This window comes from Pedobacter sp. (assembly GCF_035317785.1).
Lineage (GTDB): Bacteria > Bacteroidota > Bacteroidia > Sphingobacteriales > Sphingobacteriaceae > Pedobacter.
This window is the reverse complement of record NZ_DATHGC010000382.1, coordinates 56,128-73,584: the sequence shown is the minus strand read 5'-3', so window position 1 is coordinate 73,584 and position 17,457 is coordinate 56,128. Positions and strand designations below refer to the sequence as shown.

The following is a 17,457-nucleotide window of genomic DNA, read 5'->3' as shown; positions in this document are numbered from 1 at the left end:
GTTTAAGAAAATGAAAAGATCAACATATATATTATCAGTTGTCATGTTGTTTGCAATGCAACTCATCTATTCTTGTAAAAAGGCATTGGATCAGCCTCCTCTTGGCTCATTGTCAGAAGAATTGATAGCCACAAAAAATGGAGTTAACGGATTACTGATTGGTGCCTATGCAGCTCTTGACGGTATGCAGGGCGGTGATGTCGCCCTCGGCGGCGGAGACGCCTGGCAGGCATCTCCAACCAACTGGGTATTTGGATCTGTGGCCGGGGGCGATGCCAATAAAGGGAGTGATGGTGCAGATCAGCCTGCTATTGATCCTATTGTCAACTTTTATTCAGGTGCAACCAATGCTTATTTCGACGGAAAATGGAAAGCGCTGTATGAAGGTGTTTCAAGAACAAATAATGTCTTGAAGTTGATGGTAAAAGCCACAGATTTGAGCGATGCAGAACGTAAAAGCATAAGTGCCCAGGCTCGTTTTCTCCGCGGCCATTATTATTTTGAATTGAAGAAGATGTGGAACATGGTTCCCTGGGTTGATGAAACCACGACCAACTTTAATCAACCAAATAATGTGGATATATGGCCGAGAATTACTGAGGATCTTAAATACGCTTACGACAATCTCCTGCCTGCACAAGTCGAAGTGGGAAGAGCTAATAAATGGGCAGCTGGCGCTTACCTGGCAAAGGCTTATCTCTATCAGCATAAGTATGATGAAGCCAAGCCTGTCTTTGATGCGGTGATCACACTGGGGCAAACAAGTTCAGGTATAAAGTATAATTTAAATAAAAACTTTGAAGACAATTGGCTGCCAAGCCGTGAAAATAATCCTGAGGCAGTTTTTGTCATTCAAATGGCTGCAAATGCAGATCCAACCGGTCCGTCAAATGCCAACAATGGCGATATGCTTAATTTTCCTTATGGTGATGGCAGTCCTTTCAGCTGCTGCGGATTCTTTCAGCCATCAGTAGATCTGGTCAATCATTTCCGGACTGATCCTGCTACAGGGTTGCCATACTTCACTGCCTATAACAGCTTTCCTGTAAAAACTGATATGGGTGTAGAGGCAGAAGATGATTTTATACCTGATGCGGGAACACTTGATCCGCGTTTGGACTGGACAGCCGGGCGCCGGGGCATACCGTATCATGACTGGGGAATTTATCCGGGTAAGCCGTGGGCCAGAGATCAGAGCTATGGCGGGCCATACGGACCGAAAAAGAATGTTTACTGGAGTGAAAATGCCGATAGCGATGGAGATCAGGGCACCTGGGCCCCGGGAACGGCCGTGAATTATTCTATTATCCGCTTTGCCGACGTACTTTTAATGGCCGCAGAATGTGAAGCACAGCTCGGAAATTTAGACAAGGCACAGGAATACGTAAACAGAGTAAGAGAAAGGGCAGCAGATCATGAGAGCTGGCTGTTCAAATATAATGATGATGAAGATCCATCCGCTGGCTTTTCAGATGAACCCGCGGCAAATTATAAGATCAATGTATATCCGGCAGGCAATTTTACCGGACAGGGCAAAGATTACACATTGAGGGCCATCTATTATGAAAGAAAAATAGAGCTGGCTATGGAAGGGCACCGTTTCTTTGACCTGGTGCGCTGGGGAATTGCGGATCAGGAATTAAATGCTTACTTTAATTTTCAGGGTAAGATCACTTCCGACGTGAGGAACGGTAAATTTGTGAAAGGAAAGAATGACTACTACCCTATACCGCAGCGCCAGATAGACTTAAGCCAATCAAACGGAGCACCGGTTTTAAAACAAAATCCAGGATATAACTAATCTAGACAATGAACCAACCACAACGTTTTTTATCGCTCGATGTATTTCGGGGTATGACCGTATGTTTCATGATCATCGTGAACACACCTGGTAGTGGTGCAGAACCTTTTGCCATGCTGAACCACGCAGCATGGCATGGTTTTACGCCAACAGATCTGGTATTTCCATCTTTCTTATTTGCTGTCGGAAATGCCATGAGTTTTTCAACGAAAAAATTTGCCGGGATGGAAAATGCTGCAGTGCTGGCAAAAATACTTAAGCGTACCCTGCTCATATTTCTTCTTGGATACCTCATGTATTGGTTTCCTTTCTTCTATTATAACGAAGGAGGAGGCATTAGCCTTTCTCCAATAGCTAATACCAGGATATTGGGCGTATTGCAGCGTATCGCACTTTGCTATGGCATAGTATCCCTGCTCATTCATTACCTGAGTACAAGAGGTGTGATAATCACAGGTATTTTGTTCTTAATCGGTTACTGGGTAGCTTTGCTGCTGTTTGGCGATACGGCAGATCCTTTCAGTATGGCCGGTAATGCGGGACAATACCTTGATCTAAGGGTCTTGGGCGAAAAGCACATGTACCATGGCGAAGGTATTGCCTTTGATCCCGAAGGGATACTGAGTACCATACCCTCCTGTGTAAACGTGATCATCGGGTATCTGGCCGGTAAGTTCATACAGGAAAAAGGAAAAGGATTTGAAACGATCTCCAAATTACTCCTTACGGGTGGCCTGCTGATATTGCTCGCAATATGCCTTAATTCCGTATTTCCAATTAATAAAAAACTTTGGACGAGCTCCTTTGTCCTGGTTACCTGCGGCTTGGATCTGGTCATCATTGGCGCATTGATCTATATCATTGAGGTAAAAGCTTCGGTAAAATGGACTTCCTTTTTTACCGTTTTTGGAAAAAATCCGCTGTTTATCTATCTCGTCTCAGAAGTGCTGCTGACAATTATTGGGCTAATCGTTCCCGGCCTGAATTTCAACCAATGGATCAGCACCCGGTTCTTCCAGGTCATTGCTCCCGGCCCGGTTGGGTCATTGCTCTTTGCAATTTCCTTTATGCTGACCTGCTGGTTGGTTGGCTATATACTTGATAAAAGAAAAATATACATACGCGTTTAGCTGTAAATAAAAAATGAAGAAATTCTGTATTCTGATCACGCTGCTGTTTAACAGTCTCCTGAACGCCTATGCGCAATCTGCGTCGCCATTTAAAGTAAGCGATCTGCACATTACACGCGAAGTAGTGAATAATATTGATGGCGGTACACACTCCGTATTGACCATAACCAATAATGGAAAACAAGCATTACCTGCAACAGGCTGGAGCATCTTTTTCAATTCCAGACCGATGAATGTTGCCGGTCCCGACACACTCAATGCGAAGATAAGCCACGTAAACGGTGATCTCTTTCGTCTGGCCCCTTTAAAGAGTTTTAATGAGTTAAAGACAGGATCATCGGTTAAGATAAATGTGCTTTCGACAGAGGTTAAAAATATTACTGACCTTTCATCTGGCTTTTACCTCGTTTGGGACAAGGCTCCATCAAAGGGATATAACATCAGTAATACCAATATCAATCCGGTTGAGCAGGTAGAAAAAACTGAAATTGTGGTTGCCGCGTATGCATTTGGCCAAAATAAAGCGGTAAAGGACATTCCTTCAGATCAATTGCCAAAAGTTTTTCCTACACCGGTTTCTTATAAAGAAGGTGCGGGCATTTTCAACCTGGTACCTGAAGTTTCTATCGTTGCCGATGATGAGTTTGCAAAAGAAGCGGCATTTTTTGCCGGTGAATTACTGGCCATTTTGGGCAAAAAACCTACACTTGCGAAAGTCAGTGCAAAAAATTCTATTGTACTGATAAAAGGTAAAGTCAGGGGCCTTGAATCTTATAAATTAAGTATCACACCAGAAAGAATATTGATTACGGCAGACGATCCTGCAGGTGCGTTCTATGGCATTCAATCGTTAAAAACATTGTTCCCTTCCACTTCGTGGGGAGCTGTCCAAAAAGAAATCGCAGTACCAGCGGTAGAAATCGAGGATGCTCCCAGATTTGGATTCCGTGGTTTTATGATGGATGTAGGTAGAAACTTCCAGTCTAAAAAACAAGTATTGAAGACCCTGGATGTCATGGCCCTTTACAAGATGAATGTGCTGCACTTTCATCTAACTGAAGACGAAGGCTGGCGGCTGGAAATTCCCGGCCTTCCTGAACTGACCAGTGTCGGTTCTCAACGCAGTCATACCATGGGCGACGAAAATAACATCCTGCCATCTTACGGATCCGGTGCAGATACAGGTGTGAACTCCGGAAGCGGATTTTATACCCGCTCAGATTTTATTGAAATTCTAAAATATGCGACAGCAAGACACATCCGCGTGATCCCCGAAATCGAAACACCCGGACATGCCAGGGCTGCAATCAAGTCTATGGATGCGCGGTATCACCGGCTCATCAAATTAGGGAAAAAGCAAGAGGCCACACAGTATTTGCTGCGTGATCTGGATGACAAATCTGAATACGAATCTGTTCAGGGATTTAAAGACAACGTTATTAATGTGGCTTTGCCATCGGTATATACTTTTCTGGAGAAAGTTGTAGATGAAATGCGCTCCATGTATGTAGCCGCAAACGCACCCTTAGCTACCATTCACTTTGGCGGTGATGAAGTACCTGCCGGAGTGTGGGAAAAATCCCCTGCAGTAACCAATCTGCTGAAAAAAGATACTTCAATCCGGGGAGTCGACGAAATGTGGTACTACTATTTCAATAAAGTGAATGCTATGTTAAAAGCAAAAAAACTCTATTTATCAGGATGGGAAGAAATTGGTTTGCGTAAAGCACTGGTAAATGGAGAGAAAAAAATGGTGCTGGACGATCGTTTTTCTAAAGAGAACTTCCATGCAGATGTTTGGAACAACTTAAAGGGAAATGAAGATCTGGCGTATAAATTGGCAAATGCTGGTTATAAAGTGGTCCTTACCTGTGTCACCAATCTTTATCTTGACCTGGCTGCCAATAAAAGCTTTAACGAAACCGGCCAGTATTGGGGTGGTTATGTTGGAATAGATAAGCCTTATTACTTTGTTCCCTATGATTTATTTAAAAATTTAAAGGAAGATGAAAGTGGCAATCCGATTGATAAAAAAACACTTGAAGGTAAAACCTCCCTCACTGAATTTGGAAAATCTAATATCGTAGGAATCCAGTCACCCCTGTGGAGCGAGATCATCAAAACTCCCGAAAGATTTGAATATATGCTTTTACCAAAACTATTCGGCGCAGCCGAGCGGGCATGGGCAAAGGACCCGGAATGGGCTACAGAAACAGATACCGCCAAAAGTAGCATCGCGTACAATCAGGTGTGGTCTGAGTTTTTGAATATTGTTGGTAAAAGGGAATTGCCAAGATTAGACCACTATGCCGGTGGTTACAACTACAGAATTCCGACCCCTGGTGTCGTTATAGAGAACGGACGGGTTATTGCAAATGTCCAGTTCCCGGGTTTTGTAATCAGGTACACGACAGACGGAACCGAACCGACTGCAAATAGTGCCGTATATGCTTCACCTTTAAATTCAAAAGGAACAATTCAACTAAAGGCATTTAATGCGGAAGGAAAGGCAGGAAGAGCCGTAAAAATACAAAATAACTAAAGAAGAACCGGGAGGCTTTTTGTGACTAAGCTTCAAGGTATTTGTTCAGAACGTCTTCCAGTTCTTTTGGAAACAAGGGTTTCTTCAACAGTTTTATAACGTAGGGATTTGCTTCTGCTTTTTTGATGTCACCAAAATCAAGGGTAGAAGAAAGCATGGCGATCAAACACTTGTTTTTAAGTTTTTCGGGAAACTTTTTAAAGATCTCCATAAAATCAAAACCATCCATTTCCGGCATTTGTATATCCAGCAAGATAAAATCAGGCAGGCTTTGCTCATCATCAGCATGTTTGTTTAAATAGGCCAGTGCTTCATCACCAGACAGGCAGGTGATGATCTCATCAAATAGCTTTGATAGGTTGATGATTTTTGAGTTGATCTTCAGGTCCACTTCATTGTCGTCTATCAGCATTACTTTTCTGTATTTATTTTCCATTTGGAATTGTAATTTTAAAGGCGGTCCCCTCAGAAAGATCAGAGCTTACGGTTATCTTACCATTAATTTTATTTAGCGCCTCTTTAACAATGAACAACCCGAGACCGGTTCCATGATTTGTTTTAATCTTAAAGAACTGCGTAAAGATCTTTTCAAGGTGTTCATTTAAAATACCCATTCCATTATCACTGATTACGATCTCTGCAGCATTATTTTTAACCTCAATAATAATATTAACCTTTTTATCTCCTTCGCCTTCCTTCTGATATTTTATCGCGTTTGATATCAGGTTACCCAATATCACTTCAATTCTAAATGCATCACCATAGAAATCACTGTCCTGTTTGATGTCTACATGAAAATGAGTGTCCTTATCAGTATAGGAATAGAGATTGATCAGTTCGGGAATCAGTTTTTCAAAATTAACAAGAGTATTTTCTGAAGCAATCTTATTGTTTTTATAATACTGAAGTGTTTTCTGTATGTAGTAATCCAATTTGTTTGAACAGGTTTCTATGAGGCTCCAGTATTCGCCGCAAGAATCATATAAGCCTTCCATCTTTACGACATTTATCACACCCATTGCAGAAACAAGAGGAGCTCTTAATTCATGTGAAATGCTGTAAATGAATCTGTTCAGTTCGTCATTGGTCTTTTCGAGTTCTGAGACTTTTTCGCGCAGGTCGATTTTTGCCTTATACGCATCATACGCGTTTTTTATGGAATTGTGCAGTTCAAGATCATTCCAGGGTTTGGTAATGTACCTGTAGATATCACCGTGGTTGATCGCATCCGCAAGCGCTTCAATATCTGTATATCCGGTAAGCAGAATTCTAACCGGATCGGGATGGGTTTTGGCAATGCTTTTAAAAAATTCTACACCCGTGGTCTGGGGCATTTTTTGATCAGCAATGATCACATGCAGCACAACGTTTTCTAAAATTTTTAACCCTTCAGCAGCAGAAATAGCTGTGTAAATTTCATATTGTCTTCTGAAACCAGCCTTAAATGCGTTTAAATTGTTTTCCTCGTCATCAATATACAGAACCCGGATTGTTGGCATATAGACCTGCTATTTAGTGTTTAAAGGCAAGTTAATAATAAATTCTGTTCCTTCACCCAAATTTGTGATAACATCTATATTGCCATGATGATTTTCTATAATCCTAAACGCAATTGATAGGCCAAGGCCAGTTCCTTCTCCTACATCCTTTGTCGTAAAAAACGGTTCGAAGATCTTTTGCTTTACCACTTCAGACATTCCGGTCCCCGAATCTTTTAGGCTTATTTTGGCAAAATTGCCCTCACGCCAGATTTTGAGTGTGATATACTCGTGCTCATTTTGAATTTCCTTAGATTTGATCGCATATATTGCGTTTGTGATGAGGTTCATAAAAACCTGGTTTATTTTACCGGGCATACACTCCACTTCCGGGATAGGCTGATAGTCTTTGATGATCTTCAGATTAGCAGGGAATGTACTCTTGATCAGGATAAGTGTACTGTCCAGTCCTTCAGCCATATCTGCAGGTTTGGTGTCATTCTCATCCAGCCGGCTAAAATTCTTAAGACTCCTGATAATCTCAGCAGTTCGTTTCGCACCCTCAGAAATTCCTGATAGCAGAGATTTGATCTCTTCCCTTACGAATGCGATGTCTATTTGTTTTTTAAATGATTCGATTTTAGAAATTTGAGGGGGCAGTTCCGCACTAAAATCGAGTTTTTCATACATCGTAATTACATTGGCCAGATCAATAATATCAAGTTCCAGTGGTTTAATGTTAGAGGTGACGAAATTAATTGGATTATTGATTTCATGAGCGATACCTGCTGTCAGTTGACCCAAACCAGCCATTTTTTCTGCATCGACCAATTGTGATTGGGCTTCTTTTAAATTAATTAAAGCCACATTTAGTGATTGGTTGGTGTTTTCCAAGGCTTCTGTTCGTTCTTTTACCTTTATTTCCAATAATATGTTTTGTTCCCGTACCAATTTTTCATTCTCGGTTAACACCCTCAGTGCCTCTGCCTGCGATTCTTCTTTTTCTTTTTTGAAGATATTTATTTTGTCGGCCAGTGCAAATGAAAGTAATACTGCTTCAAGCCCGGAACCGATAAGAATGGAATTATTAGTAAAGAACGACGAAACGAGTACACCGATATCCTTTAAAATAAATATAATGACTCCAAGCAGAAAACAGGACCATGAAATCACAAAATATAACGCCGGCCGGTAATTTCTGCGGTAAACTACTATACCAGTCGTAATGAGAGAAATAGAAACGATTATTGTTAAAATTTGCAGCATCATCTGAGCCTGGAGTGGATACCCGAGCAAACTGATCAGCAGTCCGACACTATATAACAATATGAGTATATTCAAATAGTAATTTACCCGTTTTGAGTACTGCCTGACATGAAGAAACTCCGCAGCGAAAAGCACGGATGTTATTCCAACCAGAACAATAGACAGAACGATGCCTTGTATATTTAGTGAAAGGTTATCACCCCATAAAAATATCTGGGAATATCCCAGCAAGGACATTTGCGTAAAGCCTACACTTAAGATATAGATTACATAAAACAGATAGCTTTTGTCCCTTACCGTAAAATATATAAAAATGTTGTACAAGAACATCGTTATAATCAGTCCGATGTACAAGCTAAATATACTGTCTCCTAATGTTATGGAACTCAAAGTAGATTTGAAACTACCCAGGTATACGGGCAGAGTTAAAGGATTGGAAGATTTTACACTCAGGAAGTATGTTGTAGTATCTTTTGATGTTGGAGAGAGTCTGAATATTGGATTTTGATGATGTACCTCGCGTTTTTTAACGTCGACGACCATACCGGATATATGGCTGTTGAACTGACCATTTTGCTCAGGCATAAAAAGTTCTACCCTGTCAAAAGTCGGATTTTTGATTTCAAGAAAAATATCCTTGTACTTTTGTGGATTAACAATTTGAACCTTTAACCAGATGGTAGATGAAGTGAGTCCAAAGTTTGCTATTTTTTCAGCAATAAGCTCGAATCCCTGTTTTGCAATTACTTGATCCAATGAGAGTTTTCCAGACAGATCTTCATAAACGGAAATATTATTACTGATGTTTTGTTGTTTATAGATATCCTCGTTAATGCGAATTATTTGAGCAATTGCACCATTTTGAAAAAAAATAAATGCAAATAAAAATGCTAAGGAAAGAATCTTTTTTTTGAATAAATTCACAATAAGAAATTAAGTTATTTTTAAATCATACATTACTTCGATATCTCCTCTAGGTCCACTTTCTTTCTTTATTTGAACTGGATTCTCAATTAAGTCGAACACCAGTTCCCTTATTCCAGGTTCTGCATTTTCAAGTGTCCTCAAATTGCCGATAATCACTGCCGTTGCAATCAAATCTAATTTGGGATAATAAAACTGTCCACTATTGCCTAAATCAACGTTAACGTCGAAGCCTGTTTTCTTTACGCCTTTAACTGTTGCCGGAGCACACAAGGCAAAAAGACTATTCAAACCTAACGCATATGCCAGAGCGACAGAGGCTCTTATTAAAAAAATACTTCCCACTCCAAACCCTGCAATTTCTCTCGAATTCCAAAGTCCGCAAAGCTCTCCTGTTTTAAGCGGCTTTCTTTGCTCGATCTGCTTATATATATTCATGTCAATCTTACCGATAGCTTCCTGTATCGGAAGGGCAAGTACTTCATCAGCGATTTGAATCCGGGCACCGCCCAATGCCCTTTTGTCTTCCATTGATTCTACGATAATAACATAGGTATTATCGTGATGGACCCACTGATGTTTTGCAGAGGTGATCATTGTTATTCCATATATTTCCAGAACCTTTCTGTGCCCCTCTATAAATTTGTGACACGCAGCTTCATCGTCAGTGGCTTTAAACGCTTTGAATCTTATCATCTAAGTATTTAAATTTGACATAAATATTTGATTCATAGGTAAGCGTTCTGATGGTGTACCACTATTTTCTGCATAAAATAATCTAAAGAGAAATACGGGTATTTCTTTTTTGTCAGTTTGAGGAAAGCATTTATAAAACAAACTGCTCAGATGGGAAAATTTTTCTTTTAAAAATTCGTCATTATCCAGTGCTTTACCAAATTTGAGAATATTAAAATGGAGTATGCTTGCCGTCATTGGGTGTACGGAGATCTTATTTTTATTTGCGGTTAACCAAGCCCTTTCAATCGCTTTTCCACCATCAATAAAATTTGCGGCATCATACTCAGACATCGTAATTAGTCCGAGAGCCGACGAAGCATTTCCCGCCTTTCTGGACATCCGCTCCAATCCGGAGCCCATTTTCCAGTTTTTAAGTAAATTGAGCACTTCCGGATCTTTCGCCAACCTCATACCTATTGCTTCCAGAGGGGTCAGTTCAAAAGAAGCTAGATCTAACCCATCGCCACTTTCTTTACTTTGCTCTTTTGTCCACCTTAGCTCTATGTTAAATAATTCATGGTGACCTGTGGGAGTAAAAAGGCGTAGTTTGTCCGCTTCTCCCATTACCTGAGCCATAGTGTTTATACTATTCCCGTCCTCCGTAAAATAAAATTTAGCGCCCTTGATTAACTCGGTTTCTTTCTTTATTTCCAGGAGTTGATCACTGTCGATGGGTTTTTTAATCTTGGGAACATTTCTGTTGGTATGCCTGATTCCGGTAAAATTAGCAAGAGGATCTTTTTTGAAATTGGTATCGGCTTTTGAGAATTGGATAACAGCGATAAGCGAGGAAATGGTTTTGTCAGGAAATGTCATTTCATGTGCAATTAATCCCAGTGATTCGGCTTTTAATCTGACACTTTCAAGAGCAACGCCAAATCCCAGGTAAGCGACAATGTTGTCTTGGTTCGCAAATGAGGAAGAACGTCCTGCATCATGAAACAGGTAAAGTGAATCATTTTCATAATACCATTTCCAAGGTTGATTGTTGCCTGCAGAAGCTGCCCTCTGTGCAGTGATCATAATCTCATCCAGTTCCTCATTTTTAAGTGAGATGCGATTTGGTATTGAATTGACTTTTATTTTCTTAGCTAATGCTTCAATGTCCTCAAAGGTTATTTTGTCGTCTGAGAATGATATGGTTTGCTGCTTATCTTCCGTTTTAGGATCTGAAATGATTTCCTCAATATCAACAAAAAATCTTCCCGATATACTTAGTTGCTTAAGCAAAATTCTTCTGGCCAGATCCGCTGTAATGCCGCCTCCGTAAGCAACAGCACTGGCCAGTTGTGGCCAGGAAGTGATGGTTTGTTCAATTTCCATCATAGAAGCCTTCATCCTGGTTGATAATGTTTCTACGCCCGCAATTGGTAAAATGTAAGGCACTTTTTCTTCATTTGTTTTTAGAAACTTAACTTTGGAAACATCCAGGTGTTCAATGTAACCATGAAGTATCGGACGCGCAGGCTCAAGATCAAAGCGTTCAATGTCTATAGTCCCCCTGTCGCTAGCTTCCATCAATACGGGTATTTGGTATTTTCTTGCTTCGAGGCGACAGAGAATTTTTATATCTATACCATCGCATTCATCAATAAGAAGATCGAGTTTGCCATTATCTGTTATAAAAGCATCGATGTTTTCCTCCGTAATACCTTCATGAAAACAGCTTACTTTCAAAAAAGGGTCTATTTCTGCAATTTCCCTTGCTACAATAACTGTCTTTTTTAAATCTACGTTAGAGACGCCTGCACGGATACGGTTTAAATTTGTCAGGTCAAGTAAATCAAAATCTGCTATCCTTAGTTCTCCGCAACCCCTTTCTATTGCTAGGGTTAAAGATACAGACTGACCAACAGAAAGCCCGATTACACCTATTTTTTTTTGAATGAGCTGATCTTGTTCTTCCTGGGTTATTTTGTGCTTGTTCCTGCCGGTACGAACCCGGATAAATTCTTGTTCATCAAGCATATGTACCAATTTCTCTGCCCAGGGATAGTATACCCAGACCCCATATTCTCCAAGATCTGTTCCGTTAAGGTGTTTTGTGATAGCCTCATCAACTGTAAATTCGTTAAATATGATTTTCGGATTTAATCCTTTAATAAGATCCTGAAGCTGATTTTGAATGGTGTCAAAGACATGCAGATTCGGTCTTTCTGCAATTAAGGCAGCCAGGGCTGCTCTTTCAACTGCGTTCTTTATTCTGTAAAACTCAGGTTTGCATAACTCTCTGGATGCTGCCGTCGATGAAATTAGCGCTTTTATCGATTTTTTTAAATCTTTACCTAAATGCATTTGTCGTAATATGAAATTATCCCTTTAAACTAAAAATAGATTTAGCTAGCGCCAAATATCATTAAATTTATACTTTTTTCGAGTGATAATGAAGATTAAACGTTAAATTATTTAGACATTTTACCATGGGTTTATCAGCGGGCAAGCCCGACTGTTTCCATATTATATTTTGACGTTTACAAGACAGAGAGAAATTTAAATAGGAAATTGTCTTCTAAGATTTATAAAAATAATATATTTATAAAAATATTCAATAAAATGCCTTCAGATGCTGTAATAAATGTATTATATATAGACGACGAAGTTCATAACCTGAACTCTTTTAAAGCGGGATTCAGAAGATTGTTTAATGTATTTACCGCTGAATCTGCAGCAGAAGGGAGAAAGATACTAGAAACGGAGAAAGTGCAGGTGATCATCACAGATCAGCGCATGCCGGTAATGACGGGTATAGAATTTTTAGAATCCATTATTCCCGATTTCCCGGACCCCATTCGAATCCTTTTAACAGGTTACGCCGACATCAATGCGGTGATAGATGCGATCAACAAAGGCCAGGTTTATAAGTATATCCAAAAGCCCTGGATGGACGAAGACCTGCGGATAAACATAGAGAAGGCATATGAGATCTATGCGCTTAGAAAAGAAAACAGGGAGCTTACCGAGCAATTATTACTGGCAAATAAACAATTAGAATTTTTATTGAGACAAAATCTCTTATCTTAGTTATGGGGTAATTTTTTGTAGCTATGAAAAGGTGGGGGTTAGTTTTTTTTCTGCTAATTTTTTTCCCATTGATCTACAATGCGAAATCGCAAAATATTTCAAATGAGGGCACGGACTTTTGGGCTGTGTTTCCCAGTCATGACCCGTCTCCCAGCCGGGACGGCCCGCAGCTTGCGAATATTACAATTTATGTAACCAGTAAATCGGAATCATACGTTACGGTGACTTGTAATGGAAGACCTCCGCAAAGTAGACCAATCCCTCCCAATACTCCGGTTCCCTTCAATGTCCCGAGGGCGGATGCTTATATAGACTATAATGAACAAAATACTAATCTGGTAAATCGCGGCATTCATATACAAGTTCGTGAAGGTGCTCCAAAAGTGGCAGTATATGCCCATATTTATGCTGGAGCCCGTTCTGCGGCTTCATTGATTTTACCTCTGGAGTCTTTAGGACAGAAATATTACTCCATGAATTACGATCAAACGCTGGATGCCTCCCGTATGAACCGTAATTTTTTGATCGTAGTAGCAACAGAGCCCAACACCGACGTAATTATTCACCCGCGTAGCCGTCCAGCTGTAAAAGTAACCTTAGCCAATCCAGGTGATCTCTATCAATATATGCCGGAGGGAGCTCAGGATATCTCAGGAACACTTGTTGAGATAGATCCCTCTTCGCCTGACAATTGCACAAAACGATTTGCCGTCTTTTCCGGAAGTACTTCAGTAACCATTGGATCATCTGACTGCAGTACTTCCAGGGATCCGTTATATCAACAGCTTTACCCGACTTCCAGCTGGGGGAAGACCTATTGCATAGTGCCTTTTAAAGACCGGTTTTATCATTACCGGATATTGGCAGAGGAGGACAACACAAAAGTAAATATAGGTGGTCAGGTGATTACGCTTAACAGAGGATTTCCTTATGTCAGCCCAATTTATGTCAGAGAGCCAGTCCTTGTTTCTGCGGATAAAAAGATCAGCGTTGCCGAATATTCCCTTACTCAGGACTGTTCAGGTACATCCGGAGCGCGCATTGGGGATCCCGAAATGGTCATGCTTAATCCTACAGAATTCAATATTAAAACAGTAACTCTATTTTCTTCAGAACTTCAGGATATCGCAGAGAAATACATCAATGTAAGTATCAAAACAAGTGCTGCTCACACTTTTAAGATAAACGGAATAGCGCTTCCGGAGGGATCATGGAATGAAATGCCCGCAAATCCGGAATTGTCTTACGCCCAGGTCCGTGTCTTTGATGAAAGCTCGACGCTCACTGCCAATGAAGGATTTAATGCAATAGCTTACGGATTTGGCGATCATGAATCTTATGCCTATTCTGCGGGCACGAACCTGGCCGCCAACAACTATCTTCTTGTGAGCAATTCCGTTACAGGTTATGATTCACCAAATGCCTGTATAGATCAGGAATCTGATTTTAAGATCGTATTTCCTTTTCAGGTCCAGAACAATAAAATAACCTGGCAGCTTGACAACGAACCCGCTGTCGAGATCACAGCTCCTCCCAGAATCTTTAATGCACCCAACGGTGACCTGCTCTATGAATATATTTACGACTTAAATAAAATATTTCCTGATGTGTCATCGCATACGATGGCTGTAACTGCAACCATGCCCAATGCAAACAACTGTATTGGCAGTGTCATTGAATATGCATTTGATTTTAATTCTTACCCCATCCCGACAGCGGCCATTTCGGTACCTGCTGAGGCTTGTTTTGAGGAAGAAGTGATGTTTATTGACAACAGTCTTTCAAATGTTGCCGATAAGCCCGTCAATAAATGGCTGTGGGATTTTGATGATGGAACTACTTCAACCGAACAGAATCCTAAGCACATTTACAAAACTGCCGGTCCATTTCGTGTGAAATTTTCTGCCGGGCTTGAAGATGGTTGCCTGTCTGATGTGATCGAGAAGACGATTACAGTCAAACCCAAAATATTGCCCGATTTTAAGGTTAATCCCGTAGAATGCATTACTTCAGAGGTAGTTGTTGAAGACCGCTCTACTGTGGAAAATAACGGTGCAGTCATCAATTCCTGGTCCTGGGATTTCGGGGACGGGAGTCCGCCGGTACTTACAAAAATTGCCAGCCACACTTATGCATTGCCCGGTGAATATGACATCTCTCTCATTGCAGGTGCTGCCAATGGATGTATAAGTAAACCAAAAACTTATCGTGTTACGATTAAAGGCCTTCCTATTGCCGGCTTTACAGTGCCTGAAGTCTGTATTAACGATACGGAGGTACGTTTTATAAACACATCTACCGACGCCGATGGAAGCAGTACTTCAAATTTGACTTACTTATGGGATTTTGGTGACGGCATCAGGTCTTCAAGAGACCGCAATCCGCCACCACTCAGGTTTAGTGCAGCAGGCAAATATACCATTAAACTGAGGGTGGTTACAGGTGATGGTTGCATTACCAATGTCAGTAAGGATCTTGTTGTAAACGGTGCAGTGATCACACCAGTTTTTACCGTAGTTAATCAGGATAATCTTTGCAGTCAAAATAAAGTTACGGTCATTAATAAATCATCTGTAGACCAGGGTAAACCTGTTCGGGTAGTATGGTTCAAAGATTATGATGGCAATCCTCAGGATTTCATCACAGATGAAGACCCTGAGGAGGGCAAATCTTATGAATTTGAATACCCGCCGGCAAGTTCCCCGGCACCAAGGCCGTTCACTATCCTCATCCGTGTTTACTCAGGGATCACATGTTTTGAAGAGTTCAGACAGGAAATTATGATATATCCAAGTCCTGAACTGATTTTTGGCACTATTCAACCAATTTGTCTGAATAGTGGACTGTTCACGGTGAATCACGCAAAAGAAGTTCTTGGATTACCGGGTAAAGGAAAATATAATGGCCCGGGCATTAGTACAGACGGGACTTTTGACCCCAAAGCAGCCGGCATTGGCTCCCATACCATCAGCTATACATTTGAAGCTGACAATAGATGCAGCGAAATGAAAACACAGACCATCACGGTTTATCCTATTCCATTGGCAAACTATACCAGGGATGTATTTATTTATGCAGGAGAAAAAAAACAGCTGGACCTCTCGGCAACAGGCGCTGACCTCACCTACAAGTGGGAGCCGGCGATCAACCTGGATAAAGACAATGTTCAAAATCCTGTGGTCACCGCAGACAGGGAGCGAACCTATACGGTGACCATCCGCTCATCACAGGGTTGTGTCATCATAGAGAAAATTTATGTGCATGTGATACCCGAGGTCGACACCCATAATGCCTTCAGTCCAAACGGAGACGGTATAAACGATACCTGGGTATTAAAAAATATTGAGATCTATCTCAATTCTACCGTAGAGATCTTTAACAGATACGGGCATAGGGTATACTACAGCAAGGGCTTCTACAAACCATTCGACGGAAATTATAAAGATCAGGCTTTATCTGTCGGAACTTATTACTATATTATCAATCCAAATAACGGAAGGAAAATTTTAACCGGCTCTTTAACACTAATCAGATAACGTGAGAACACCTGTATACCTAACTTTGGCGCTTTTAATACTGGGATTATCAATAAAGGCCCAGCAAAGGCCACAGTACACACAATATATATTTAATAATTACCTCTTAAACCCGGCCTTGAGCGGGATAGAAAATTATACCGATGTGAAAATTGGATTCAGAAAACAATGGACGGGGATCAAAGATGCGCCTCAAACCTCTTTTATTTCTGCCAACTGGAAATTTGGTGATGATTATTTATGGAGAAACCCCCTTTCACTGCCAGACCACGGAGATGACCCCATGAGCAGGAACTATATGCAAAATTACACCGCTTCCCCTGCGCATCATGGAATGGGCGTTACAGCCGTTGTCGACGATGTTGGACCGCTCTCCAGAGTAGATGCTAATTTAACGTACGCCTATCACCTGCAGATGGCCAGTCAGCTGAATTTGTCAGTGGGCGTAGCCGCCGGAATATCCCGTATAGGACTGGATCTGAATGCACTTGACTTCGGAACGGACAATCCCAATGATCCGTCTATCCAAAACACGATTGTGAGCCAGGTCAAGCCTGATCTGAGTTTAGGGATCTGGCTATACGGAGCGAATTTTTTTGCAGGAACATCGGTTCAGCAGATTCTTCCGCAGAAACTAAAGTTTACAACTGATCCTCAATACAATACCGGTAAGAATGTACCCCATTGGTTTATGACTGCCGGATACCGCTTCTTCGTGTCTGATGAGATAGCGGCTACGCCCTCCGTAATGTTTAAACAAGTCAGTCCTGCGCCGCTGTCATTTGACGCCAATTTGAAGTTTGCTTTCAAGGACAGATTTTGGGTAGGAGGCAGTTACCGCAGAAACGATTCTTTTTCTGCAATGGCAGGAGTAAATATCAGCAAACTGATCAACCTTACCTATTCTTATGATTTTGTGACCTCCGAACTGAATACAGTAAGCAACGGGAGTCATGAGATTGTGCTTGGTTTGCAGCTGAACAATTTTTATGAAGTATGGAGTACGACCAGAATGTGGTGA

11 protein-coding genes are annotated in these 17,457 nt (G+C 41.0%); 6 read left to right on the top strand and 5 right to left on the bottom strand.

The window, feature by feature from the left end; all coding sequences use genetic code 11:
• The first annotated feature begins 10 nt into the window (after nucleotides 1-10).
• From VK541_RS24325 to VK541_RS24315, 3 genes are read left to right on the top strand one after another with little or no spacing between them, the layout of a single operon-like run.
• Nucleotides 11-1,801: a RagB/SusD family nutrient uptake outer membrane protein gene (locus tag VK541_RS24325; protein WP_324373211.1), complete on the top strand. Its 1,791-nt coding sequence runs from the start codon at nucleotides 11-13 to the stop codon at nucleotides 1,799-1,801.
• A gap of 8 nt (nucleotides 1,802-1,809) precedes the next feature.
• The gene (locus VK541_RS24320; protein ID WP_324373210.1) at nucleotides 1,810-2,931 is read left to right on the top strand and encodes a DUF5009 domain-containing protein; all 1,122 of its coding nucleotides are present in this window, start codon (nucleotides 1,810-1,812) and stop codon (nucleotides 2,929-2,931) included.
• A gap of 13 nt (nucleotides 2,932-2,944) precedes the next feature.
• The gene (locus tag VK541_RS24315; protein WP_324373209.1) at nucleotides 2,945-5,473 is read left to right on the top strand and encodes a family 20 glycosylhydrolase; all 2,529 of its coding nucleotides are present in this window, start codon (nucleotides 2,945-2,947) and stop codon (nucleotides 5,471-5,473) included.
• 25 nt (nucleotides 5,474-5,498) lie between these two features.
• Here the strand turns inward: VK541_RS24315 and VK541_RS24310 are convergent, their stop codons facing one another.
• Genes VK541_RS24310 through VK541_RS24290 form a run of 5 tightly spaced genes read right to left on the bottom strand, consistent with a single transcriptional unit; the run spans nucleotide 5,499 to nucleotide 12,174 of the window.
• Complete coding sequence (locus VK541_RS24310; RefSeq protein WP_324373207.1) at nucleotides 5,499-5,909, bottom strand: response regulator; 411 nt, start codon at nucleotides 5,907-5,909, stop codon at nucleotides 5,499-5,501.
• Nucleotides 5,899-6,972, bottom strand: coding sequence for a hybrid sensor histidine kinase/response regulator (locus tag VK541_RS24305; protein WP_324373206.1), 1,074 nt, complete (start codon nucleotides 6,970-6,972; stop codon nucleotides 5,899-5,901). The genes VK541_RS24310 and VK541_RS24305 overlap by 11 nt, the downstream gene beginning before the upstream one ends.
• Nucleotides 6,973-6,981: 9 nt before the next feature.
• Nucleotides 6,982-9,141 carry a sensor histidine kinase gene (locus VK541_RS24300; RefSeq protein WP_324373205.1) on the bottom strand — a complete coding sequence of 720 codons (2,160 nt, stop codon included), beginning with the start codon at nucleotides 9,139-9,141 and terminating at the stop codon, nucleotides 6,982-6,984.
• A 9-nt stretch (nucleotides 9,142-9,150) separates the two neighbouring features.
• Entirely contained in the window at nucleotides 9,151-9,837 is a 687-nt protein-coding gene (locus tag VK541_RS24295) for a hypothetical protein (RefSeq protein ID WP_324373204.1), read from the bottom strand.
• Nucleotides 9,838-12,174, bottom strand: a complete 2,337-nt coding sequence (locus tag VK541_RS24290) for an Rv1355c family protein (RefSeq protein WP_324373203.1) — start codon at nucleotides 12,172-12,174, stop codon at nucleotides 9,838-9,840.
• A gap of 258 nt (nucleotides 12,175-12,432) precedes the next feature.
• Here VK541_RS24290 and VK541_RS24285 point away from each other — a divergent pair, with 258 nt between their 5' ends.
• The 3 genes from VK541_RS24285 (at nucleotide 12,433) to VK541_RS24275 (ending at nucleotide 17,457) form a co-directional block, all read left to right on the top strand.
• The gene (locus VK541_RS24285) at nucleotides 12,433-12,900 is read left to right on the top strand and encodes a response regulator (protein WP_324373202.1); all 468 of its coding nucleotides are present in this window, start codon (nucleotides 12,433-12,435) and stop codon (nucleotides 12,898-12,900) included.
• A 68-nt stretch (nucleotides 12,901-12,968) separates the two neighbouring features.
• Entirely contained in the window at nucleotides 12,969-16,436 is a 3,468-nt protein-coding gene (locus tag VK541_RS24280; protein WP_324373200.1) for a PKD domain-containing protein, read from the top strand.
• A gap of 1 nt (nucleotide 16,437) precedes the next feature.
• Nucleotides 16,438-17,457: a type IX secretion system membrane protein PorP/SprF gene (locus tag VK541_RS24275; protein WP_324373199.1), complete on the top strand. Its 1,020-nt coding sequence runs from the start codon at nucleotides 16,438-16,440 to the stop codon at nucleotides 17,455-17,457.